Source organism: Microcoleus sp. Pol12B3 (assembly GCF_036701355.1).
Classification (GTDB): Bacteria; Cyanobacteriota; Cyanobacteriia; order Cyanobacteriales; family Microcoleaceae; genus Microcoleus.
Genome location: NZ_JAUBQS010000056.1, coordinates 12,614 through 34,682, shown reverse-complemented (window position 1 = coordinate 34,682; position 22,069 = coordinate 12,614). Strand labels below are relative to the sequence as shown.

The following is a 22,069-nucleotide window of genomic DNA, read 5'->3' as shown; positions in this document are numbered from 1 at the left end:
AATATCTGCTTCGGGCGATCGATAAATCTTCTTTATTTGATAGATTATTAGCAATAAATAACATATCAAGAATAAAGCTCAACGCTTACGATAACGCAAACACCTTAATTACACCTTGACTAATCTGCCCCTAAGCACCTTACCAAAATTTGGGTGGGGAAAAAGTCGGACATAAGCCGGGTTCTGTTCTCTCAACTGCAAGCAGTTTTCGAGGGCAGTTATCTATCTGGGGCGCCTGTTACCAGACGCCTCAAGCGGTACCAAAAAACGGAACTGGTAAAAAACCAACCATAGTTCCTCCGACCTTGCTCCCAACTGGGGTTTACCGAGCCAGCACCTCTCGATGCTGCTGGTGCGCTCTTACCGCACCTTTGCACCCTTACCAAATTAGTTTTTGCTTCCCAGTCAAAAATCCTCAGTTACTTACTAATGACCAATGACTGCTGACTAATGACTAATTGGCGGTATCTTTCTGTGGCACTATCCTCACGATCGCTCGCACTGGGCGTTACCCAGCAAGTTTGGTTTTTCGGGAGCCCGGACTTTCCTCAGACAAGCTTTCGCTAATCCGCAACCGCCTGCGCCTACTTTTTCCCCAGATTTATTGTACGCGATCGTTCGTCAATCAATTTGGGATTTGAGATAGAAGATTTTAACTTGTCGCCCGCTTAATTTGGACATTTGTGTTTATTCAAACTCTTGTACGGTCGGCTCGAAAGCCCGCCCTACAATTAAATTACCATGCAAATCCCCTTAAATTCACTCACGGATGAATCAGGGGGCGGAAAAGTTGGGAATTACGAGCCAAGGATTTATGGCACCGATTCCACTAGGGGCAGGAAACCTTTTTACCTAACATAATTTTTAATTATTCAATCTTCAATCCCAAATCTAAAATCTTCAATTCAGTTACTTTAATGAGTCATCTTTGATGGTAGAAAAATTATCAAACCAGCCACGCCGCCAGAAGAAGTAAACTAAGCCAGAGGCGATCGCTAGCATAATTCCCCAACAAAGCGGATAGCCAAAATACCAATTTAGTTCCGGCATATTCCAGGGAGATTTCTCTGTATTGAAATTCATTCCGTATACTCCCGCAACAAAAGTTAGAGGAATAAAGATACTCGAAATCACCGTCAGCAATTTCATGATTTCATTCATTTTATTACCAACCGAAGACAAGTAAACATCCATCAAACCAGAAGACAACTCTCGATAGGTTTCGACCATATCCATCACCTGCACCGTGTGATCGTAACAGTCGCGCAGGTAAATTCGCACCTCGGGACTAATCAAATCACTGCTATCTCGAATTAAAACATTAATTGCATCCCGCTGCGGCCAAATGGCGCGGCGCAGAGTCAGCAATTCTCGCCTGATTTTATATATTTTTTCCAGGGTTTTGCGGGTGGGGTTTAGAACAACTTCATCCTCTAATTCTTCAATCCGCTCTCCATAAACTTCTAATACAGGGAAGAATCCATCTATAATCGAATCTAACAGAGTATAAGCCAGATAATCTGCTCCATGTTTGCGAATCATTCCTTGTCCTTTACGAATGCGATCGCGCACTGGTTCAAAACAATCATAGTCCGGTTCTTCCTGAACAGTTAACAGGTAATGCTTGCCCAAAATAAAACTTACTTGTTCTTTATGAAAAGTATCTGATTCTGGATGGAGCATCACCATCCAAGCAATGATTAAAATATGTTCTTCATAGTCTACTACTTTCGGTCGCTGGGGAACATTAACTACATCTTCCTGAGCCATTAGGTGTAAATTAAACACTTCGCCCATTTGTCGCCAAGTTTCTTTGTTTCCCAATCCCAACATATCAACCCAAGAAACCGATGCTGTATCTAAATACGCAGCAGCTTTTTGAGGATTTGCCAATTTTGCGCGAGTTGCGGCTGTTTCGCAATAGTCAATTAATACAATCTCCGGAGGCGGCGCATCGGGTTCTAAGTCGAGAGTTCCCGGCGGAGCCCCCGGATCGTCATAAAAATAGTCAACATAGGAATCATCATCATCATCTTCTTCTTTAATTTGTTTTGCAACGGCACTAGAAGTATGTATGCTTTTGTATACCATGCTAATATTCCTGACTTTAGAACCTTTAATTAGATTATCATTTTTCTGGTGCAACTACCAATTACCAATGACTAATTACCTCTGCCGAATGGGAATCTCGATCGCAAATTCAGTTCCCTCTCCCGGCGCGGAAATGCACTGTAGCGTCCCTCCGTGTCTTTCCACCACAATCTGATAGGAGATAGACAGTCCCAATCCCGTACCTTTGCCTACTGGTTTAGTAGTAAAAAACGGGTCAAATACTCGACATTTAACAGACTCTACCATGCCACACCCGTTATCGGAAATTACGATCGCCACCCCATTGTTCTCCAACACCTCAGTGCGAATCCGAATCCACGGCAATGTGTCGCAAGTTAAAGGTAAACTAGCAAAATCTTGGCCTTCCTCTTCCGAATAACTCCCCAGTTCCAACTTCCTATTCCTGACATCGGCTAAAGCATCAATAGCATTATTTAAAATATTCATAAACACTTGATTTAACTGTCCCACGTAGCACTGTATCGGCGGTAATTTTCCATATTCTTTAACTATTTGAATAGGACGATTCCTGCCATTTTCTTTGAGTTTGTGTTGCAAAATTAACAGAGCGCTGTCTATTCCCTCGTGAATATTAACACGCTTGAGATCGGATTCTTCCAGGCGGGAAAAATTACGCAAAGACAGAACTATTTGACGAATTCGCTCTGCTCCGGTTTGAATAGAAGTCAGCAGGTGCGGGAAATCCTCTTTCATGAATTCCAGTTCTATTTCTTCTGCCAAATCTTGGATAACAGCAACAGGTTCCGGGTAGTGTGCGTGGTACAAACTGCACAGTTCCAGCAAGTTTTTGGCATACTCACTAGCGTAAGTGATATTACCATAAATAAAACTGACAGGATTATTGATTTCGTGAGCAATTCCCGCCACTAACTGTCCCAAACCCGACATTTTTTCGGCTTGAATTAGTTGAGCTTGAGTCCTGCCTAATTGTTTCAATGTTTGCTCTAGCTGGCGATTTTTATGTTTTAATTCAGCTTCGGCTTGTTTGCGCTTGGTAATATTGCGCGCTAGAATAATAATTTGATCAGAATTAAACGGCAACAGTCGGGCTTCATAAGTTGTTTCTCCTTCCGCCATGGAAAGGGAATATTCTATATCGATTGAATTTCGTGTTTCGGAAACTTCAAAGATTGCTTGGGCAAATTGGCAGGCGACGTTGTGTGGCAATACGTCGGTCATTCGTTGACCCATAAAATGTTCGGGAGGTACGTATAAACTCGAAGAAGTTCCTGACAAATAATCCACGATTATACCGTCAGCATCTAGTCGAAAATACAAATCAGGCAAAGCGCGAAAAACTGCTTCTAACTCTAAAGTTTTTTGGCGCAATGCTTCCTCGGCGTAGTAGCGATCGCTAATATCAAAAATCACCCCGTCCAAATAGCAAACGTTCCCATCTGCGTCAAACACAGGAGAACCCTTATCCCACACCCATTTAACCGTGCCGTCTGATGCTAGCAAGCGGTATTCCAAGTTATAAGACTCTTTCTTTTCTATGCCTTGCCGAATAGTTGCTTCTACTTTTGCCAAATCTTCCGGGTAAATAATGCTAGCAAAAGTCCGGCATCTCCTGTCCAAAAGCCAAATAAAATCTGCCGCCGGGTAGCCGGTTAATAAGTAAACGGCATCGCTAATAAAATTAGTCGAAAAATCGCACTTCCAGCGATAAACCACTCCGGGAATATTAGCTACCAAAGACCTAAATCTTGATTCACTTCTACGCAAAGCTGCTTCCGATTCATGTCGTTCGGTAATATCGTGAGCGAAAGCTAGCACTGCAAATACATTACCTTCAGCGTCGCGCAGGGGAAGTTTTTGGGTATCAAAAATATGTACTGAACCGTCAGCAATAGTTGCCGGATCGCAGGGATTGTGGATGATTTCGCCGGCCAGTACAGCAAAGTCGTCTGTGCGGAAGCCTCGGAGATTTTTGGCGGAATTCCCAAACACTAGCTCTTCTGAAAATCCTAATTCTAAGTCGGATTTGCCAATTATTTCTTCGACTGTTTTGCCGATCGCCTGAGCGAAACTCCTGTTAGCCAAAATACACCGAAAATTTTTGTCTTTGGCAAAAATCCAGTCGCTAGTTTTGTCTATTACTGTACGCAGGAGTTGTTCGGAACGTTCGGTTTTTTCCAAAGACGCCTGCAGTTCTAGTTCTAGGCACTTGCGAGCAGTAATGTTTTCAAAAGCAACACCGACACAGTTGTTGGGTAATGGAAAAGCTTTAATAGAAAAAGCGCGAGTTATTCGGCCTCCTTCATCGCAGTCAATATCTTCAAGTTCTACGGCTTTCTGGGTGCGAATTACCGAAGCAAATGCTTGGGGAATGTTTTTCGATCGCAGGTGGGGAAAAATCTCGTCGATTGTCATTCCCAAAACATCAGCCATTTCTAATCCGGTAAATAGGGTAGCTGCAGGATTTGAGGCGATCGCCCTGAGGGTGCTGTCATCGTCTATGTTTTCTAAATGGTAGACGTACAAACCAATTTGCATATTCTCGACAATTTGGTCGTAGAGGCGCACGCTTTCGTCTACCTGCCTGCGTTCGGTAATATCTTCAGTAATCCCCAAAACGTACTGAGGACGGCCTGTGGCGTCGAGAATTGGCACTTTGCGGGTGTGCAGTATTCTCATACCTTTGTGGCGAGTTTGGATCGGCTCTTCGGCTATGTCTTTAACAGTAGATTGGTTATGATCGCCGGTTAATATTTCCCTATCTTGAGCAGTGAAAACATCAGCTTGTTCTTTGGGGTAAATATCGTAGTCATTTTTGCCGATCGCCTCTTGAGAGGTAACACCTGCGATCGTTTCTCCGGCTTTATTCCACAGCACAAATTTCAGCGAAGAAGCATCTTTAGCAAAAACTCCCACCGGCAGATTTTCTACTACGGAATTGAGGAAGCCTCTAGCTGATTTTAATTCAGCTTCTGCACGCTTGCGTTCGATGCCTAAAGCAATGACATCGGCAACCGATGCTAAAGTGTCCTGAAAGGGTTTTGTCAGGGGCTGGCGGCTGATAATTACCATGACTCCCACCAGCCGTTCTTCGACTATCAAAGGGTAGCCGGCGAAGGTCAGAATTTGCTTAGGAATTGGGCAATTTGTCGGCTTTTCACTGGTGTTTATAATTGCTACTTCGGAACTTTGCGCCTCTGTTGCTTTTGCGGATTCTTCCTCTGGGATTCCAAAATTGTTCAGTTCAAATCCGCAGTCAAATTCCGGTTTTTGCTGTTTGGCGATCGAGTTAACCTTACTTTCAATAAACCTAGCCCGATCGTCTGTGCGGCTGTATATTCCCGAGGCTGCTTGCAATTCCCAAACATTATGTTGAGAGTTGAAAGTCCAAATTTCAGCAGAAGCGACATCAAGATTCCGCACCATTGCCTCGCAGCAGGGAAGCAGGATATCTTGAGGGTGTTTGGTGAGGGCAATACCGACATCGGCTACCATTGCTGTGAGGCGAGAAGCTTGGGCTTTTTCTGCTTCCAACCGTTTGCGATCGGTGATATCTTCCACCAAAGAAAGCACGGTAAAAGTGTCGCTGCTGCGAATAATCGAGTTGAACCAGCGACACCAAATTACCTGTCCGCTTTTAGTATAGTTGCGGTTAATTGAAGTATTGCCGTTGCCAGTGGCTAGTTCAAGCTCGATCGCCCTTACAGCCTCTCTATCTTCCTCGCAAACCAAAGCCAAATCGCCGAACTGCTTGCCCATCATCTCATCGGATGTCCAGCCAAAGATTTCCTCGGCGCGTTTCGACCACTGAACGATCCGAAAATCTTCATCCCAGCCCACCATTGCCAGGGGACTGTTAGCTGCGTTCAACCACAGTAAATGGTTCGATCGGCGTAACTGTTGAGTTTTCTGCTGCTGCCAGCGGTAGTGCCTGGTGATATCTCTACCAACGCCGAAAACCCGCATCTGGTTGCTAGAGGCATCCACCGCTGGCGTGTAAGCCGTTTCGTAAATTTTAATCCCGCCGTCTGCCGCCGTCACCTCATGAATTGCCAGCCGTTTTTTCCCGGTTATAAATACTTGTTGCAGGCAAGAATCAATCTGCAAGATTATATTTTTTACCGCAGGATTATTAGGATATAATTTCAATAATTCCTGATTAGTTTTGTTGACTATTTCAGCAGGCTCTAATCCCATCCAAGCCGCAGCAATAGGATTGATCGATAAATAATTTTGCTGTCGATCGCACTCTAGGAAAGCATCAACAGAGTTAGAGAAAAAAGACTGAAACGAGTTGATAACTTCCTGCATGGGTATTTTTTCATGAGAAAAGCTTAGTATTATGAAAACCTCGTGTCTTTAGACTCATATGTTGCACCATTTTCAATAAGCTTTTATGAGCCGACAAGATGCCCACCCCACAAGAAATTAACTCTTTGTGGAACAGGGTGGAAAACCTGTTCTTGAGAATTGTGCAAGATGTGAGTAGAGTGAGCGAGGTAGCACGCATCAGGCAGTTTTCACCGCCTTGAATATTGATTATTCCTACAGGGGGCTACTTGGTCGCTTGGTACTTTTACGATCTATTTTTAACGGAACAATTACCGTTTCCAATATTTCACCCGCATCGCATAGCAGCTTGGGCTTACACCCATATTTTTGATAATCTAATCAGTTAAGACGATAGCTAGTCAACTCTCTCTTTTGATTAGGGCATAAAGCCCAACCTCTTCAGAGCGGGGTGGTGACTTGCTTAAGCTCTAAAATTTGCCTAAAGTTAGTTTAACCCACTCAAATCTTTTTGGGCACTGTACTGCTGCGTTACTGCTGCCTTTGCCGGTGCAATTTTTGGCGCTGTTCCCTATAATACAAAAATTTTAAATAAATAGTATATTTGGAAATATAGCTTAATTACAGCAGATGCTCTTTTTTTAAACCAGACCCAGCGGGTAAAAAAGTGAGATCGAGAGACGGGGAGACGCGGAGGTGGGTTAATCCACAACCTACGAGAAAAATGCTTAAGAAATGCCCGACAGCTTACCGATTCCCAATTCCCAATTCCCGATTCCCAATTCCCAATTCGGTAATCTGAAAGCGGTTTGGCAGTACGCCCAGCAAAGAACGCAAGCCGTGCAAAGCCATGTAACATAAAGATTGCGATATTTTTCTATGTAATATGGAACTATTAGATACCTTGATTGTGGGTGCGGGTATTAGCGGTTTGAGTTTGGCGCACGCACTTCACAAGGAAGCAACGAGTGCGCCGCCACTGAAGATTTTAGTCGCTGAGAGTCAGGGACGTGTGGGCGGGAACATCACCACTGTGACAGCCGAAGGGTTTCTCTGGGAGGAGGGCCCGAACAGTTTTTCGCCGACGCCAGAATTGATGAAGTTGGCTGTGGATGTGGGATTGAAGCAAGAGTTGATTTTGGCCGATCGCAAATTGCCTCGTTTTGTTTATTGGCAAAAAAAGCTGCAACCGGTGCCAATGACTCCACCGGCGATGATTCAGTCTCAGTTACTGAGTTTTCCGGGAAAACTGCGGGCGTTGTTCGGGGCCTTGGGGTTTGTCGCGCCGGCAATGGGTTCTCGACTTTCGCAGCAGGGTGACGAGGAAACTGTTTCTCAATTTTTCCGCCGTCATCTGGGGACGGAAGTGATGCAGCGGTTGGTGGAACCTTTTGTTTCTGGGGTTTATGCCGGCGATCCGCAACAACTTAGCGCGGCGGCGGCTTTTGGCCGGGTAGCAAAGATGGCTGATGTGGGTGGCGGGCTGGTGGCGGGGGCGCTGCTTTCTGCTAGGAAAAGACCGAAGAAATTGCCTGCAGACCCGAATGTTCCTAAGACTAGACCGGGGGAGTTGGGTTCGTTTAAACAGGGGTTGAAGGCTTTGCCAGAGGCGATCGCTGCTCAATTGGGCGATCGAGTGAAACTCAACTGGCATCTGACTCGCCTCGATCGTACAGAACGCGAAACTTACATTGCTGTATTCTCGACGCCCGACGGACAGCAGGAAGTTGAGGCGCGCACCGTGGTTTTGACAACGCCTGCTTACGTTACAGCCGATTTGTTGCAGTCTCTGCAACCGGAAGTTAGCAGCGCTTTACAAGCATTTACTTATCCTACGGTTGCCTGCGTTGTATTAGCATATCCGCACTCTGATGTCAAGGGTAAATTAGTAGGTTTTGGAAATTTAATTCCGAGGGGGCAGGGAATTCGCACTCTGGGGACGATTTGGACATCGAGTTTATTTGCCGATCGCACCCCTGCGGGCTGGCACACTCTCACCAGTTTCATCGGCGGGGCTACTGATTCGGAAATTGGCAATCTCGACTCAGAACAAATCGTTCGGGAGGTGCACCGAGATTTGTCTCGGATTTTGCTGAAACCAGATGTGCCACAGCCAAAAGTTTTAGCGGTGAAGCTGTGGAAGCGGGCGATTCCTCAGTACAATTTGGGGCATTTCGATCGCCTGCAACAAATCGATGAGGGCTTAAAATCTTTGCCTGGGGTATTTTTGTGCAGCAACTACATCGGCGGAGTGGCTTTGGGAGATTGCGTGCGAAGGGGTTTTGAGCGTGCACGAGAAGTGGGCGAGTATTTGCAGAACAAACAATCAGATACTCGATCTGAATGATTGTGTGGGGAGGACGGGTTTACCAATATCGAGTATGTTAATCCGAGATATTGGTGAACCCGCACCTACAGCCTTCTGCCTTCATATCCGCTGCCCAATGCCGAATGTTACTAGGTTGTGGGTTCAAACTTGTAACCCACCCCCCTAACGGTTTGAATCATCGAAATTTGAGTGGCATCTGGTTCAATTTTGCGGCGAATTTGACCTATATGGACATCCACCACGCGATCGGCTCCTACATACTCGTAGTCCCACACTTCATGCAGCAATTCCGATCGCCTCCACACGCGACCTGGTTTGCTGGCCAAACAGTACAGCAGGTCGAATTCTAAAGCAGTCAAAGCAACTATCTGACTGCCGAGAATTACCTCGCGGCGAACCGGATCTATTAGTAGCTCTCCAAAAGTAAGAGTTTGTTGTTCGGCGGGAGTAACAATGCGTTTGCGCTTCAAAATTGCTGCAACGCGAGCTCCAATCTCTACAAGACTAAAAGGTTTAGTAATGTAGTCGTCAGCACCTTCGGCAAACCCTTTCATTTTGTCAGCTTCATCGGTTCGGGCAGTCAGCATCAACACAAACACGCCCGTGCGTCTTTGCATTTCTTGACACAGTTTGTAACCAGTTGTATCAGGTAAATTTACATCTAGAACTACTAAGTCAGGATTGAGTTGCTCAAATAATTCCAGACCAGTCTGACCGTCTTCGCCAGACTCAACTTGATAACCTTGCTGGCTCAAAAAACGGTGAATTAAATTTCGGATTGCCGGGTCGTCATCAACCACAAGGATTTTTACAGGGGCCATGACCACAAGTTTGCTTGAAGAATTAGGCAAGAATATTCAGCCATAATAATAGAAAACTGGATACAAATCTCGAAAAAATTGAGCTTTTAATAGTTATAGCCCTATTTATAACCTACGCAAAATTTCAGGCAATAAATCTCCAGGAACTTTGGATAAGGCTAAATTTTGGCCTGGCAGCCCACATTCACTATAGAAAGCTCTAATCGTTTTGACAATATAGCTCAATGCTGTTTGCCGGGAATCAGCAGCTTGGGAGTTTGCCGGGGCTTGCAGGTTGAGTTTATCCCCATATGTTAACCCTTTGTCATTGAGATGTTGTCCCCATTCGACGCACACTTGCAACTGGTGGTGTAGTGCTGCTTCTAGATGGCTTGTCTGTGCGACTTTGTTAGTGGCGAAAGTTGGGTCGGTGGCTAGTTGATAGTGGGCTAGTCCGAGATTGTTGCGAGCGGCCAAGGCGTCAAAGGTGAGTTGGGTTCGATCGAGCTCTCCGGCGATATCCAGGGCGGCTTCGTAGGCGGTAATCGCCTGCTGCAATGATTCTGTCCGCGCCTGTTTCTGCTGAAACTGGTTCGCCAAATGCCAATAAGCGGTACCCAGATTATTGGAGGTGGCGGCTGCTGCTGCGGGTACTAATTCTCGGGTGCGGTATTTCAATGCTTCGCGGTAGGCGGAAATCGCCCTGACTAGCAGGGGTTCTGAGGGTTCGTGCTGGGCGAGGTTCCAGCAGGCGGTACCGAGGTTGTTTTGCACTCCGGCATAGTTGAGGGGTTCTCGTTCGGGACTGTAACAGGAGAGGGCGTGGGTGTAAGCTGCGATCGCCCTTTTGAGATATACGATCGGCTCACCCTCTTGGGCTAAATTCCAGTATGCTGTCGCCAAATTATTCTGAGCAGCAGCGTACTGCTGAGGCTCCACGGCGGGGTCTAGATCCAGCAGCGCTTGTTGGTAAGCTGCAACTGCGTGCTGCAAGTTCTCTGTCTTGTCTCGATAGCGGGCTAAATCGGCCGAGGCGATTCCCAAATTTTTGTTTAATCTAACGCGGGTTTGGGGTACGGTTTCGGTATCTGTTCGGTTCAAACCTTCAAGGTAGAGGGCGATGCTGCGTTCAAGGCAGGATACCGGATCGGAGGCGTTATGCTGCGTGCGATCGCGCGATAGCATCCAATAGAGAGTGCCGAGATCGTTAAGCAGATCGGAAATTGGCGGTAGGCTGTTGGACTCCTGGGCGTACTGAGTTAAATTTTGTGTCAATTGGGCAATCAGCCGCGCGCATTCTTCAGTTAGTGGTTGATTTTGCTGCGAGTTGCAGTCAACGTCGAGATATGCAATCACTTGTTCGATCGCGCGAATGGCGATTGTCAGGTTTTGCTCTGAAACGTCTCCGCCCAGAATGCGATCGCGGTAGTAATTTCCCAAACTGTGATAAGCCAAAGCCAATGCTTCGGAACAACACTGATGTTCTTGCAGCAGTTCGATGTATTGCAGAGTTTGCAGCGGCAGAAAATTCTCCTCTGATGAGGCATTATTTTCGGCGGCCACATCCTCAGAAGCGGCTGCTAGCACCAAATCTGCCAGTTCGACGGATTTAGAATCTGGCCCTGGGGACGGGGAATGGGAAATTGGGGATTGTTCGTCCTCTGTCAGTTGGACGGATTTAGAATCTGGCGCTGGGGACGGGGGATAGGAAATTGGGGATTGTTCGTCGGGAATTGGGGATTGTCCAGACAAAGAAGGTATTAAAAGTTGGTTGCCAAAGTCTCCGCTGTCCCGTAAGTTTCGCAAGTCTCCGGAGTGCCCGAAGTCCTCAAAGTGCCCCAAGTCTCCCTTAGCTGGAGTTGGTTCGCCTTCAAACTCAAATACTCCGGTTCGCCAGTGCCAAAATTCCGGGGCCGATTGCTCGATCGAACTTAGCCAGGGGCGCGACACCCACAGCAACAGAGTAGACTCGCACATTTGCAGGTTTGCTTCGATGTCTCTCAAATAGCTCAGGAACGACCACTGCACTGCTGCTGACTGCCTGGTCAGGTGTTCTGCCCCGAGAATTTGAAATCCCGGCAAAGGGCTGTAGCTGCCCCTGTTTTGTGGCGGTGGGTGTTGGGTCAGCCACGCGGCGATCGAACCCCAAGGATTTGGATCGCTCAAGTCGAGTTCCAAACTGACAAATCGGGGGTAGTTGATCGCGGAGCGAGGATCGGAACCTGCGCTCTCTGCAGCTAATTCTGTCTGCAAGCGGGCTGCCAGACAGTCCCGCAAGCACAAGTCGTCGCAGGCGGCAATAAAAATTTGACGGCGTAAATTGAGGTCGATCGCCTGTTTCAAGCGTTGATAGATCAGCTTGTTCGAGCTAGAAACTGTTTGGGAAGGAATAGACATCACGGTCAGCCGATGTTAGATTTTAGATTTTAGATTTTAGGTTTTAGATTGTAGATTGTAGATTTTAGAGTTGAGAGTTAAAATCTCGATCGTTCATAACTCACAACTAAGCCCCGAAGGCAGTCAATCGCACCCGTGATGACTAAAGGATTGTAGATTTTCAATTGGCAATTTTATGTGGGTGGCGAACCAGTGTGATTAAGTGGAACCCAAGTCCCTGAACCCAACAGCCGAGAGGAAAAAACCCAATTTCTGCTTGTCTTATTTAGCTTTCCAGCTCGCTCGGCACGCTTCAGGATTGTCGCAACTACCTGCTTTGTATTGAAACACAAAAACCATGTTTCCATTGGTTGGAAAACATGGTTTGCTGAAGGATTATTTAAAATTGCGATTTGAAGCAGCTTTGAGTCTCAGCCCAGCTTTTAGACGGAAGCAGCCACAAATACCAAACCAGCGACCAACATGGCTGCTGCAATTCCCATAATGATATAGTTCCGTTGCTGGTTCTTGTTGGGAGGTTCGGCGCCGTACACCTTCGGCTCTTTAGCAAAGTTGTTCAGGCGTCCATCGTCATCTTTGATGTAAGGCATCAGTCACAATCCTTAATATTTTTGATGCTTACAACTGTACCAAAAAAGCGCCCAGGAAAATTCTGCCATTTATTTGGAGGTGACAGTGCCTGTTTGGGGAGAAGAGGCGATCGCGTAATCTTTGACCGGCATTCTTCCTGCTAAGTACGCCATCCGCCCCGCTTCTGCTGCCATTCCCATTGCTTTGGCCATTGCGGGGGAATTTTGGGCATTGGCGATCGCCGAATTAATCAAAAGTGCATCGGCTCCCATTTCCATTGCTCGGGCAGCTTCGCTCGGCGTTCCGATCCCCGCATCGACTACCACCGGAACATTCACCGTGTCAATAATTATTTGAATGTTGGCCGCATTATTGATCCCTTGCCCGGAACCGATGGGCGAACCTAAAGGCATGACTGTCGCACAACCGACTTCTTCGAGGCGTTTTGCCAGCAAGGGATCGGCATTGATGTAGGGCAAAACGGCAAAACCTTCTTTAACTAATTGTTCTGCCGCTTCCAAAGTGCCGATCGGATCGGGCAGCAAATATTTAGCATCAGGAATCACTTCTAATTTGACAAAATTATTGTCTTCTTGCCCTAAAAGTTTCGCCATTTCCCTACCTAAACGAGCTACTCTAATAGCCTCATCGGCAGTTTGACAACCCGCAGTATTTGGCAGCATCCAAATTTTAGTCCAATCCAGAGCCTCTGCCAATCCTTCATGGCCGGGAGCATTTGTTTGCACTCGCCGCACAGCTACAGTCACAATTTCGCACCTGCTAGCGTTTACACTTTGCTGCATTTCTGCGATGCTGCGATATTTTCCCGTCCCCGTCATCAAGCGAGAATGAAAAGTTTTGCCGGCAATAACTAGAGGTTTATCTGAGAGAGTTAAGGGTGGCGCTATGTGTCCGTGTTTTGGGTCTCCAAAAATAGCATATTCTAGCCCCTTTTCCCATTCTTGTCTGCCTCCGAGCATATTTTCTAGCAGCCAACCTTCTTTATTGGTTAGTTCGTCCCGAGTTACTGCGTACAGGATCTCTCCAACAATAATCAATCTTGCATCCCGTGGCATATTATTTTTTATACCGCTATTTACAATTTCTTCAAATTCTTGAAAAACGCTGCCCATTTTCCCATTCCTCTCTAGTAATTTTTAGAACAGATTGGTTGTTGAAAACCAAAATGATAGTTTGTATGAGATGCTTAACATCCCAATATATGGCTTGCCTGATGCCTTCGTCTATCTCTCGAATGTCGTAAATTTCTATATTTACGTGAAAAATGACTGCATTTGCACTTTGATTTTTGGCTTTTCCAAACCCTTCTTGTACTCTATTTTTGAGATTACTCGACTGTTTTGTTAATTCCTTAAATTCGCAAATTTGACCGTCAACGTCAGCGTCTGGAGTTTTAGTTCCCGACGGTGCTTGTTCGCTTAAAAGTCTAACTCTCTTTCCCATTTTAGCCAAAACTTCAGCCACAAAATTTTCCGAATCATTAAGATTGTGGCCGGGGTGGACGAGCACAAATCCGCCAACTAGCTCGTCAAAATAATGCCGCCGATATTCTGGTTGTGCGTTTTCGTAGATGGCTCTGCTTGTCTCGATATATTCTGAATTCACCGTTATTATACTGTCAATGGACTCCGATCGGGTAGAGTTAAATCTATGAAAGCAACTGTTGAGCAACTGGCTAAAATTGGAATATTTGCCAGCTTAAACAAAACTGAATTAGAGCGATTGCAAGAACACACAGTAATTCGCACTTACCGACAGGGAGAAGTTGTGATGTATGAGGGCGATCGCATCCCCGAAAAATTATACACTCTTTTGAGCGGTTCTCTGCGGGTTGCAAAAACAGCGGCGGCGGGCAAAGAAACAATTCTCCGCACTTTATTTCAGGGAGATATTTTTGCCGCACCTGCTTTGCTAGGCAACGGCATTGCCCCCGCAACGGTGACAGCAGAAACGGATGTGGAAGTTCTTACCACAGAACGGGAAGTTTTGCTAGCAGCTATTCGGGAAAATCCTGAGATTGCCTTGCGAATATTGGCGGTGTTTAATCAGCGGTTGCAGCAACTGCACGATACAGTTCACGGGTTGGTGTCGGAAAGGGCGATCGTGCGGCTGGCCCGATTTATTCATTACTTTGGGATCGAGCAAGGTACGAAGATTGCGGATAATAGTGTATGTTTAGAAAAACGTTTTCCCTACTATCAAATTGCTCGCAGTATTGGAATTACCTACGAAGAATGCGTGCGGTTGTTTAAGAAACTCAAGCCGTTTGTATCCTACAGTCGAGGCGGTAAAATTATTGTATTGGACTGGAAAAAATTGGAGGATATCGCCTCTGGAGATGAAATAGATTAAATGTTAAAATCTCCATTCTTGTAAGGGCGGGTTTCACAAACAATATTTGACTGCCACTCACTATCTATATAAACCCGCCCCCCACAACCCGTGAATCGGGGCGGGTTTATCAGATTATTGATTTTCGGCAATTATGGTTGGTAAAATTCGCTCCTACAGAATAATGATGGCATTAATTAGGCTCAGAAAGTGTCAAGATAAATGCCAAATTTTGTTCAGCTTTCAAAGCGTGGATGGCGCGGGCGGGCAGAAAAACAAACACCCCCGGTTCCAAGACAATATCTTTGCCTTCTAGAGTCAAAATCCCCTTTCCTTCGATGACATTAACTGTGGCATTGCGCGGCGAAGAGTGTTCGGAAACCTCGCTACCAGCAGCCAGACAAAGTAAACTGTATTGACAATTATTGTCTTTGATTAAAACTTTGCTCGACACTCCGGCGGCGGGATATTCAATTGCGTCTCGGAGTTGAATAGCTGAAGATTGTAGCGGTAAAAGAGTAGTAGTCATAGTTTTTGACAATTAATTAATTTGGTCACAAGCCTCGAATTTATCAGTGGCTTCACTTTCTTCCATCGAAAATCGAAAATCGAAAATCGATTGACTGGGTTAAGATTGTTTTTTTGCAGAGATAACGATGTAGCCTAGATCCTGTTGGTAATGCTGGAAAACTCGACGCATTGCTAAGATACGATCGCGAATTTGCGATCGACTTAATATATTCCACAAAATCCGCACAGTACCCACAAACCCTTCATCTTGCAGCATTCGCGACAAATTTAGGAGGCCCATCGCCCCAGTTTGAGACTTCTCTACTTGCAAACCCGCGTTTTGGCAAACAGCAATCCAGCCAGACTCAGACAAAGGCGTTGAATTGACGCGAATCACTTCTGATAAAGCTTTGTGAATTTCAGCTTCTCGGTTTTTAACTAAAAGTTCGTGAGAGAGAAACTTGCCGCCTGGTTTTAAACGATCGCAAATTCCCGATACAATTTTAGCTTTCCCTGACGGCGACTGCATTGTCAGGATAGCTTCAGCCAAAACCCAATCAAACTGTTGGGAAATCCGATCTAAGTGAAAAATATCTCCTTCCACAATTTCCACTCGATCGCTCAAACCGGCTGCTGCAACATTAGCACGAGCGCGGGCCAGACTCTGGGGATTTTTCTCAACTCCCACTACTTTTACACCAAAACGTTCAGCAAGGGCGATCGAACTATATCCAAAACTAGCAGCCAACTCCAAAACAGTCTCCCCAGGCTGAAAATCCGCCCATTCAAATAACTGTTCCGTAGCAAATTTCCCCCCCGGCCTCAACATTTTCTTACCCGCCGCCGCCAGAACTTCATGTCCGGGTGCAGTCTTAAAATTGAGAGCAGTATTGGTCATTAAATTGACCTCCTATTTAACCTTACTCTCAGTTTGGCAAATTATCCCAAATCTTTCTATGATCTAGCTCATATTCAAAATATCGTATAGTGCGTCAGCCTCCTCAATTTTTACAGTTTTAGATTTTAGATTTTTAATTAACTCTACAAATTTTAGATTTACTCCACAGATGAATCTGGGAGGTTGAATAAGAGTCTAAAATTTGGGCGGCTCACGACAAGAGTCGGGGGCTTGTATCCCTGTGCAGGTGCAGTCAAAAGAATCAAAATCCCAGCCCGCAAGTTTTCGAGGATCTCCCGGAACTCTAAAGCAATTGTCGCGCCACTAATACCCCGCAGTTGCATCAAATCCCCCGCCTTGAATGACGGCATGGCGATGAATAACGCGATCGGCAATAATTGATTTATAATCAAGATATCTACTCCACCCTAAGAATACCGAATCATGCTTGCAGAAGCAAACGCGACACTTTGGCCTAGTCTAATTACTGTTTCAGCATTAATTCTCTACTTCGTTGTTACCATCAACGTCGGCAGAGCTAGATTCAAACACAAAGTTTCTCCCCCGCAGATGACAGGAAACCCAGACTTTGAGCGAGTGGTGCGAGTTCAGCAAAATACCTTAGAGCAAATGATTCTATTTTTGCCCTCGTTGTGGCTGTTCTCGCAATTTATCAGCCCAATTTTGGGCGCCGGTATCGGCGCAGTTTGGATAATTGGACGCATTTTGTTTGCTTGGGGTTACTATCAAGCTGCCGAAAAAAGAGCGGCAGGATTTGGCATTAGTACCTTAGCTACTTTAGCTTTGCTTGGTGGGTCTTTAACTGGCATAATTATGTCGCTGCTGAAGGTTTGAGCCTAGCTTGCGATCGACATAATTGTTTTTCTACTCGTTTCCAGGCTCTGCCTGGGAACCAGTTAAATGTAATAAATGTTAGGAGTAAATATGTCAGAAACCAACAAACCCGTCTTTGAAATTAACCAGAAACTTTTTCAGCAGCTTGTAGATTGGCAAGAAAAACTTGAACGAGAAGATGAATTAGCAAGCGAGTCAGAAGACGAGAAACCAATTGAGGTAAAAAATCCTCCCGACAGTGATGAACAGCATTCTCAAACACATAATTTATAGCTGGTGGCTAGCAGCATCTTTGGGATTTCCGGCTGCTGTCTCGGCTCAAGCGCTGACACCTAGCCAAATTCAGCAAGTTAATAGCGGTTTGTTTCGTTCTAACTCTCAAGGTTTCTTTCAGCAAGGCAATCGCCAACTGGAAAGGGAAGTCGCAACTTTGTTGCAAAAAAATGTCGATTCTGAAGGCAAGATTCTGGAAATTGATGAAAAATTGCGTTCTCAGCTTTGTAGGCAAGAATTTAAAATATCGTCGTCGCATTCTGATACAATAACTTCGGCTCAGCTTGTTGATTTTCAGACCAAATTAAAAGACATTTGCAGACAGAATTAAAATTAAAGTGAGGTCAATATTCAAAGTTTAGTGTTAATGGATAAAGAGGCAATGGCAAATTTAAAAACAGCCATGCTGGAAGCGGAAACAGTGGCTCAATTGGCTGCAATCATTATTGATTATACTCATGAGGAAATAATGATAGTTTTTCACGAGCTAGAATCGGAACAACAGGAGAGAGTTAAGACTGTTTGGAAGACTGTTACTTAAAGTAGATTGGTCAAAATCAGAGGTTTTAATTTTTAACCGCAGATGTAAGCCGATAGACACAGATTTAAGTTTATTACTGTTCGCTGTGTAGAAAATTCTTAATTTGTACACAGCGAACAATGACATATCTAAACTAGGGATTCGAGGCATAATTGACGGAAATGATCGCCTCGTTGCTCGAAGTTTTGGTATTGATCGAAGCTAGCACAGGCTGGGGAAAGCAGCACTACTTTTGCGTTGTTCTGTTTGCCTAATTCTGCGGCTCGCGGGATTGCTCGTTCCATTGTTTCGACTATTTCCCAAGCGTTGTAATTTGCTTGTTCGAGCCGATCGGCAAAAATACCTGCCGCATCCCCAATTAGCAACACCCCAGCAGCTTTCGCCTTGATTGTATCAATCCAAGCGCGATCGTCCCCTTCTTTGGCGTCGCCGCCCGCAATTAAAATCGCCGGTGCGCTCACAGAAGCCAACCCGACTTGGGCGGCGTCATAATTAGTAGCTTTGCTGTCGTTGATGAAATCTATGCCTTCCCAAGTGCAGATGTGTTCGAGGCGGTGCGAAACTCCGGGGAATTTAGCGATCGCCCGGGCGATCGCACTTTTATCTATCCCCGCCAAATTAGCTGCAGCCACCGCCATTAACAAATTCTGCAAATTGTGTTCTCCCACCATCCGCAAAGAATCAGCAGGTAAAATTTTCTCGCTTTGAGCTATTACCCAACCGTTTTCGATGTACGCTCCAAAAGTGCGATCGCCCAACAGTTCTTTTTCACCTTTGACACTCGTCCAACACGCATCCGGCCAAACCTCAACTCCTTGCTGCCGCAAACAAGGATCGTCACCGTTAATTACTTGCAATTCCGACTTTTTCAGCAAATGGGCTTTAATGTTGTAGTAATTTTCTAACGTTTTGTGGCGGCTGAGGTGATCCGGCGTCAAAGTCGTCAAAACTCCGATTCGCGGCGCTACAAATGGCGATGATTCTATCTGATAGCTGCTAATTTCTGCGATTACCCAATCCGGCTGTTTTTCAGCTAAAGCTAATTCGCACGCAGCATAGCCAATATTGCCGCAAGCGGGCGCGTAAAGCCCGGCCTCGGCAAAAATAGCAGCAATTAAAGCAGTAGTAGTAGTTTTGCCGTTAGTGCCGGTAATTCCCACCCAAGGAGATTTGAGGTAACGCCACGCGAGAGCCATTTCTCCGATTGTTTCAATCCCTAACTCTCTGGCGCGCACTAATGCTGGACTGTCCCAGGGAACGCCCGGACTTACTACTATTAATTCTATAGAATCGACAGGTTCAAAAGATTTACCTAACTCCACATGAATTCCTTCGCTAGCGAATTCCTGTTGCTGTTCAAGCAAATTTGGGGAAGATGAGCGATCGCTCAGCGTTACTTCCCATCCTTCGCGTTTTAGCAGTCTTGCGGCGGCAATTCCTGATTTTCCTAGTCCAATGATATGAGCTATCGGCATAAGCTGTGTGTGTGATGGAGCGAACTTCCCTGGTTTTATAAGTTTATATCTTAACCTTGAATTGGTTGTTGACTATTGGCCATTTAGCTTATTTTTTAAGAGAGCGATCGAACTCTGCTGAGACTCGCGCGGTTCCGCAATAATTCTAATAAGTTTACTACTTTTATTAGTAAGCTTTAATGTTATTTCGATCGAGATTTTAACAAGTACCTTTCTCAAGTTGGTTTGCCTGCACACCCTCTGTTTGCCCCAGCCCCACCAGGGGTTTTCAACCCCTGTCTAACAGCTAAAGTCAATTAAAACTGACTGAAAAGTCTGGTATGTATGGCTTAGAGTCCTCATAACGAGGACTTTCGCTTTCAGACGGGGGTTGAAACGAACGGCGGACTGCGGGCAAAGGTGGAATCTGCAGGCCCAGAATATTTGGGTGTTGTCAATTTTAACTTTTGACGATCGCCCCAAAGTCAGCCAACACCCGCGCGTGATTCCGCAGCAAACCCAGTAAATTCAACCGATTTTGCTTAATTTCCGGGTCAGAATCCATCACCAAAACGCTTGCTGGCCCGTCGAAAAAGTTGCTGACAGTCGGAGCAATTTCCGTCAAACTATCTACTAACTGCTGGTAATTCCGAGTTTGTTTGGATAACAGCGTTTGCGGCACTAACTGCACGACTGCATCGTAAAAAGCTTGTTCAGACGACTTTTGAAATAACTCCGGTTTAACAGCAGTTTTCGGTTCCAATTCTATTTTATCCAAATCACCTTGAGCCGCCAAACGAGTTGAACGGTTGACTGTTTCGTAAATTAGATCCAAAGTCTGGTTATTGCGGATTTGTTGTAAGAAAAGCGCTCTTTCCCGTGCGTCCAACATATCTCTCAATGCTCGTTCAGTATATTCTGGGTCGTTTTCTCCCAAAACGGCATTTACCAAATCGTAATCTACATTCTTTTCTTCTTGCAACAAAGTCCGAATTCTTTGTAAGAAAAACTCGTATAACTGTGATAGCAACTCCGCAGGTGTTTCTGGGCGTGCGGCAGTAAATTCGGCAACAACTTCTGCGAGCAACTGGTGCAAATTGATAGGCAACTGAGCCGCCCAAATAATGTTAATTATTGCATTAGCTGCGCGGCGCAAAGCGAAGGGATCGGATGAACCAGTCGGCAACATTCCCAAGCCGAAGATGCTGACTAAAGTATCTAATTTGTCGGCTATTCCGACAACTTGACCAGTCAGAGTTTGGGGCAAATTGTCGCCCGCACCTTTGGGCAAATAATGTTCAAAAATCGCTGTGGCTACTTCTTCGGATTCGCCACTTGCTAAGGCGTATTTCTGCCCCATGATTCCTTGCATTTCGGGAAGTTCGTAAACCATTTGGGTTACGAGGTCGGCTTTGCAAAGTAAGGCTGCTCTTGCTATATAAGCTTGTTCTTCGCCTGTGATTTGCAGTTGGTTGGTGATGAGGCTGGCAATCTTGCACAGCCGATCGACTTTTGCGCGTACAGTCCCCAAATCTTCCTGGAAAGTAACTGTTGCCAACTTTGGCAAATAATCCTCTAGAGGCTTTACCAAGTCTGCTTTATAGAAAAACTGACCGTCTGCCAATCTCGCCCGCACTACTCGCTCGTTACCGGCGGCAATAATCGCCGCTTTAGCCGGGTCGCCGTTGGAAATTGTAATAAAATAGGGCAGCAGTTCGGGAAAATCCGGGCTTTTGAGAATCGGAAAATAGCGCTGGTTTGTGACAATAATTGTGGTGATTACTTCCGGCGGCAATATCAAAAATTCTTCGTCAAATTTCCCGACAACTGCGTTCGGCCATTCTACTAAGTCTGTGACTTCTTCTAACAAGTCTTCCGTAATGTCGGCGTAACCGCTTTGTTTTGTTGCTGCGGCTTCTACTTGTGCTTTAATTTGATTTTTGCGCTGGGATCGATCGACCTCCACGCAAGCAGCCCGCAGACATTCGACATAATTCTCGGCTTGCGGAATCGAGACAGGCTGCGGATGTAACACCCGGTGTCCTTGGGAAATCCGATCGCTCGTGACCGTATCCGAACCGCTCACCAATGTAATTGGCAGTACAGTATCATCTAACAGTGCCACCATTGATCGAATCGGGCGCGGAAACTTCAAATCTCCGTCGGCCCACCGCATAAATCTTTTGCCTTCTAACTTGTTAATCCACTGCGGCACAAGTTCTGTCAAAATATCCGCGGTCATCCGCCCCGGAATCTTTTTGAGCACAAACACAAAATCGCCTTTATCGGTAGCGCGAACTTCCAAAGCATCAATTTCTACGCCCTGCTTTTTCGCAAAACCTTCGGCTGCTTTCGTCGGTTTGCCATCTTTAAAAGCCGAACTCGCGGGCGGCCCTTTTACCTCTTCTTCTCTATCTAATTGCTGAACTGGCAGCCCTTTCACGAGAACTGCCAAACGCCTCGGAGTAGCGTATACATTAATAGAGTCATTTGTCAAGGATTCTTCTGCCAGCGTTGCAGGTACAAGTTGCTGCCACTGCTGGGCGCTGCCTGCGACAAAAGATGCGGGCAATTCTTCTGTACCGAGTTCTAATAAAAAGTTAGGCATATCGCACCGTAATGGAATTTTGTTTAGGGTAATTTAAGGTAATTTATCCGATCGCGCGTTGGCGAAGCTTGCAGAAGAGGATCGTAGTATCTGAAAAATAC

General features: G+C 45.7%; 19 protein-coding genes and 1 other RNA gene. 7 read left to right on the top strand and 13 right to left on the bottom strand.

The window, feature by feature from the left end; genetic code table 11:
* Positions 1-157: 157 nt before the first annotated feature.
* The 3 genes from rnpB to QUA53_RS22765 form a co-directional block, all read right to left on the bottom strand.
* An RNA gene (rnpB, locus tag QUA53_RS22775) (RNase P RNA component class A) lies at positions 158-591 on the bottom strand.
* A 318-nt stretch (positions 592-909) separates the two neighbouring features.
* Positions 910-2,091: a magnesium/cobalt transporter CorA gene (gene corA / locus QUA53_RS22770; protein ID WP_333099923.1), complete on the bottom strand. Its 1,182-nt coding sequence runs from the start codon at positions 2,089-2,091 to the stop codon at positions 910-912.
* 75 nt (positions 2,092-2,166) lie between these two features.
* Entirely contained in the window at positions 2,167-6,402 is a 4,236-nt protein-coding gene (locus QUA53_RS22765; protein WP_333099922.1) for a PAS domain S-box protein, read from the bottom strand.
* Between the two features lie 714 nt (positions 6,403-7,116).
* On the opposite strand from QUA53_RS22765, the gene QUA53_RS22760 reads away from it, so the two are divergent.
* Both QUA53_RS22760 and hemG read left to right on the top strand, forming a co-directional pair.
* The gene (locus tag QUA53_RS22760) at positions 7,117-7,242 is read left to right on the top strand and encodes a hypothetical protein (protein WP_333076828.1); all 126 of its coding nucleotides are present in this window, start codon (positions 7,117-7,119) and stop codon (positions 7,240-7,242) included.
* Between the two features lie 25 nt (positions 7,243-7,267).
* Entirely contained in the window at positions 7,268-8,728 is a 1,461-nt protein-coding gene (gene hemG, locus QUA53_RS22755) for a protoporphyrinogen oxidase (protein ID WP_333099921.1), read from the top strand.
* A 110-nt stretch (positions 8,729-8,838) separates the two neighbouring features.
* On the opposite strand, the gene QUA53_RS22750 is transcribed toward hemG, so the two are convergent.
* The 5 genes from QUA53_RS22750 to QUA53_RS22730 all read right to left on the bottom strand — a co-directional run bounded on the left by QUA53_RS22750 (position 8,839) and on the right by QUA53_RS22730 (position 14,103).
* On the bottom strand, positions 8,839-9,531 hold the full coding sequence (locus QUA53_RS22750) for a response regulator transcription factor (RefSeq protein ID WP_333036365.1): 693 nt from the start codon (positions 9,529-9,531) through the stop codon (positions 8,839-8,841).
* A 105-nt stretch (positions 9,532-9,636) separates the two neighbouring features.
* On the bottom strand, positions 9,637-11,907 hold the full coding sequence (locus QUA53_RS22745) for a hypothetical protein (RefSeq protein WP_333099920.1): 2,271 nt from the start codon (positions 11,905-11,907) through the stop codon (positions 9,637-9,639).
* 422 nt (positions 11,908-12,329) lie between these two features.
* Positions 12,330-12,497 carry a photosystem II assembly protein Psb34 gene (gene psb34, locus QUA53_RS22740; protein ID WP_333046874.1) on the bottom strand — a complete coding sequence of 56 codons (168 nt, stop codon included), beginning with the start codon at positions 12,495-12,497 and terminating at the stop codon, positions 12,330-12,332.
* Positions 12,498-12,566: 69 nt separating this feature from the next.
* The gene (locus QUA53_RS22735) at positions 12,567-13,610 is read right to left on the bottom strand and encodes a thiazole synthase (RefSeq protein WP_333099919.1); all 1,044 of its coding nucleotides are present in this window, start codon (positions 13,608-13,610) and stop codon (positions 12,567-12,569) included.
* Positions 13,585-14,103: a CdiA C-terminal domain-containing protein gene (locus tag QUA53_RS22730; protein WP_333099918.1), complete on the bottom strand. Its 519-nt coding sequence runs from the start codon at positions 14,101-14,103 to the stop codon at positions 13,585-13,587. Before QUA53_RS22730 ends, QUA53_RS22735 begins: the two co-directional genes overlap by 26 nt.
* 45 nt (positions 14,104-14,148) lie before the next feature.
* On the opposite strand from QUA53_RS22730, the gene QUA53_RS22725 reads away from it, so the two are divergent.
* On the top strand, positions 14,149-14,850 hold the full coding sequence (locus tag QUA53_RS22725) for a Crp/Fnr family transcriptional regulator (protein WP_333099917.1): 702 nt from the start codon (positions 14,149-14,151) through the stop codon (positions 14,848-14,850).
* A gap of 172 nt (positions 14,851-15,022) precedes the next feature.
* Here the strand turns inward: QUA53_RS22725 and QUA53_RS22720 are convergent, their stop codons facing one another.
* From QUA53_RS22720 to QUA53_RS22710, 3 genes are all read right to left on the bottom strand, one after another.
* Positions 15,023-15,358 (bottom strand): cupin domain-containing protein, encoded by a 336-nt coding sequence (locus QUA53_RS22720; protein WP_333099916.1) that lies wholly within the window; start codon positions 15,356-15,358, stop codon positions 15,023-15,025.
* 99 nt (positions 15,359-15,457) lie between these two features.
* Positions 15,458-16,237 (bottom strand): methyltransferase domain-containing protein, encoded by a 780-nt coding sequence (locus tag QUA53_RS22715; protein ID WP_333099915.1) that lies wholly within the window; start codon positions 16,235-16,237, stop codon positions 15,458-15,460.
* Between the two features lie 158 nt (positions 16,238-16,395).
* Positions 16,396-16,650, bottom strand: coding sequence for a hypothetical protein (locus QUA53_RS22710; protein ID WP_333099914.1), 255 nt, complete (start codon positions 16,648-16,650; stop codon positions 16,396-16,398).
* A gap of 31 nt (positions 16,651-16,681) precedes the next feature.
* Between QUA53_RS22710 and QUA53_RS22705 the strand changes: the two genes are divergently transcribed.
* The 4 genes from QUA53_RS22705 to QUA53_RS22690 all read left to right on the top strand — a co-directional run bounded on the left by QUA53_RS22705 (position 16,682) and on the right by QUA53_RS22690 (position 17,906).
* Positions 16,682-17,092, top strand: coding sequence for an MAPEG family protein (locus QUA53_RS22705; RefSeq protein ID WP_333099912.1), 411 nt, complete (start codon positions 16,682-16,684; stop codon positions 17,090-17,092).
* 90 nt (positions 17,093-17,182) lie between these two features.
* The gene (locus tag QUA53_RS22700) at positions 17,183-17,365 is read left to right on the top strand and encodes a hypothetical protein (protein ID WP_333099911.1); all 183 of its coding nucleotides are present in this window, start codon (positions 17,183-17,185) and stop codon (positions 17,363-17,365) included.
* Positions 17,334-17,696, top strand: a complete 363-nt coding sequence (locus QUA53_RS22695) for a hypothetical protein (protein WP_333099928.1) — start codon at positions 17,334-17,336, stop codon at positions 17,694-17,696. Before QUA53_RS22700 ends, QUA53_RS22695 begins: the two co-directional genes overlap by 32 nt.
* Positions 17,697-17,747: 51 nt before the next feature.
* The gene (locus QUA53_RS22690) at positions 17,748-17,906 is read left to right on the top strand and encodes a hypothetical protein (RefSeq protein ID WP_333099910.1); all 159 of its coding nucleotides are present in this window, start codon (positions 17,748-17,750) and stop codon (positions 17,904-17,906) included.
* Positions 17,907-18,034: 128 nt separating this feature from the next.
* Here the strand turns inward: QUA53_RS22690 and murD are convergent, their stop codons facing one another.
* Positions 18,035-19,381 (bottom strand): UDP-N-acetylmuramoyl-L-alanine--D-glutamate ligase, encoded by a 1,347-nt coding sequence (gene murD / locus QUA53_RS22685; protein ID WP_333099909.1) that lies wholly within the window; start codon positions 19,379-19,381, stop codon positions 18,035-18,037.
* Positions 19,382-19,820: 439 nt separating this feature from the next.
* Positions 19,821-21,968, bottom strand: coding sequence for a glycine--tRNA ligase subunit beta (glyS, locus tag QUA53_RS22680; protein ID WP_333099908.1), 2,148 nt, complete (start codon positions 21,966-21,968; stop codon positions 19,821-19,823).
* Positions 21,969-22,069 lie beyond the last annotated feature (101 nt).

Excerpts from the sequence above, each read along its gene's own strand:
- QUA53_RS22750 (WP_333036365.1), bottom strand. The coding sequence starts at position 9,531 with ATGGCCCCTGTAAAAATCCTTGTGGTTGATGACGACCCGGCAATCCGA.
- hemG (WP_333099921.1), top strand. The coding sequence starts at position 7,268 with ATGGAACTATTAGATACCTTGATTGTGGGTGCGGGTATTAGCGGTTTG.
- QUA53_RS22695 (WP_333099928.1), top strand. The coding sequence starts at position 17,334 with ATGAACAGCATTCTCAAACACATAATTTATAGCTGGTGGCTAGCAGCA.
- QUA53_RS22725 (WP_333099917.1), top strand. The coding sequence starts at position 14,149 with ATGAAAGCAACTGTTGAGCAACTGGCTAAAATTGGAATATTTGCCAGC.
- corA (WP_333099923.1), bottom strand. The coding sequence starts at position 2,091 with ATGGTATACAAAAGCATACATACTTCTAGTGCCGTTGCAAAACAAATT.
- QUA53_RS22735 (WP_333099919.1), bottom strand. The coding sequence starts at position 13,610 with ATGGGCAGCGTTTTTCAAGAATTTGAAGAAATTGTAAATAGCGGTATA.
- QUA53_RS22765 (WP_333099922.1), bottom strand. The coding sequence starts at position 6,402 with ATGCAGGAAGTTATCAACTCGTTTCAGTCTTTTTTCTCTAACTCTGTT.
- QUA53_RS22745 (WP_333099920.1), bottom strand. The coding sequence starts at position 11,907 with ATGTCTATTCCTTCCCAAACAGTTTCTAGCTCGAACAAGCTGATCTAT.
- QUA53_RS22705 (WP_333099912.1), top strand. The coding sequence starts at position 16,682 with ATGCTTGCAGAAGCAAACGCGACACTTTGGCCTAGTCTAATTACTGTT.
- murD (WP_333099909.1), bottom strand. The coding sequence starts at position 19,381 with ATGCCGATAGCTCATATCATTGGACTAGGAAAATCAGGAATTGCCGCC.
- QUA53_RS22720 (WP_333099916.1), bottom strand. The coding sequence starts at position 15,358 with ATGACTACTACTCTTTTACCGCTACAATCTTCAGCTATTCAACTCCGA.
- QUA53_RS22715 (WP_333099915.1), bottom strand. The coding sequence starts at position 16,237 with ATGACCAATACTGCTCTCAATTTTAAGACTGCACCCGGACATGAAGTT.
- QUA53_RS22760 (WP_333076828.1), top strand. The coding sequence starts at position 7,117 with ATGCCCGACAGCTTACCGATTCCCAATTCCCAATTCCCGATTCCCAAT.
- psb34 (WP_333046874.1), bottom strand. The coding sequence starts at position 12,497 with ATGCCTTACATCAAAGATGACGATGGACGCCTGAACAACTTTGCTAAA.
- glyS (WP_333099908.1), bottom strand. The coding sequence starts at position 21,968 with ATGCCTAACTTTTTATTAGAACTCGGTACAGAAGAATTGCCCGCATCT.
- QUA53_RS22700 (WP_333099911.1), top strand. The coding sequence starts at position 17,183 with ATGTCAGAAACCAACAAACCCGTCTTTGAAATTAACCAGAAACTTTTT.
- QUA53_RS22690 (WP_333099910.1), top strand. The coding sequence starts at position 17,748 with ATGGCAAATTTAAAAACAGCCATGCTGGAAGCGGAAACAGTGGCTCAA.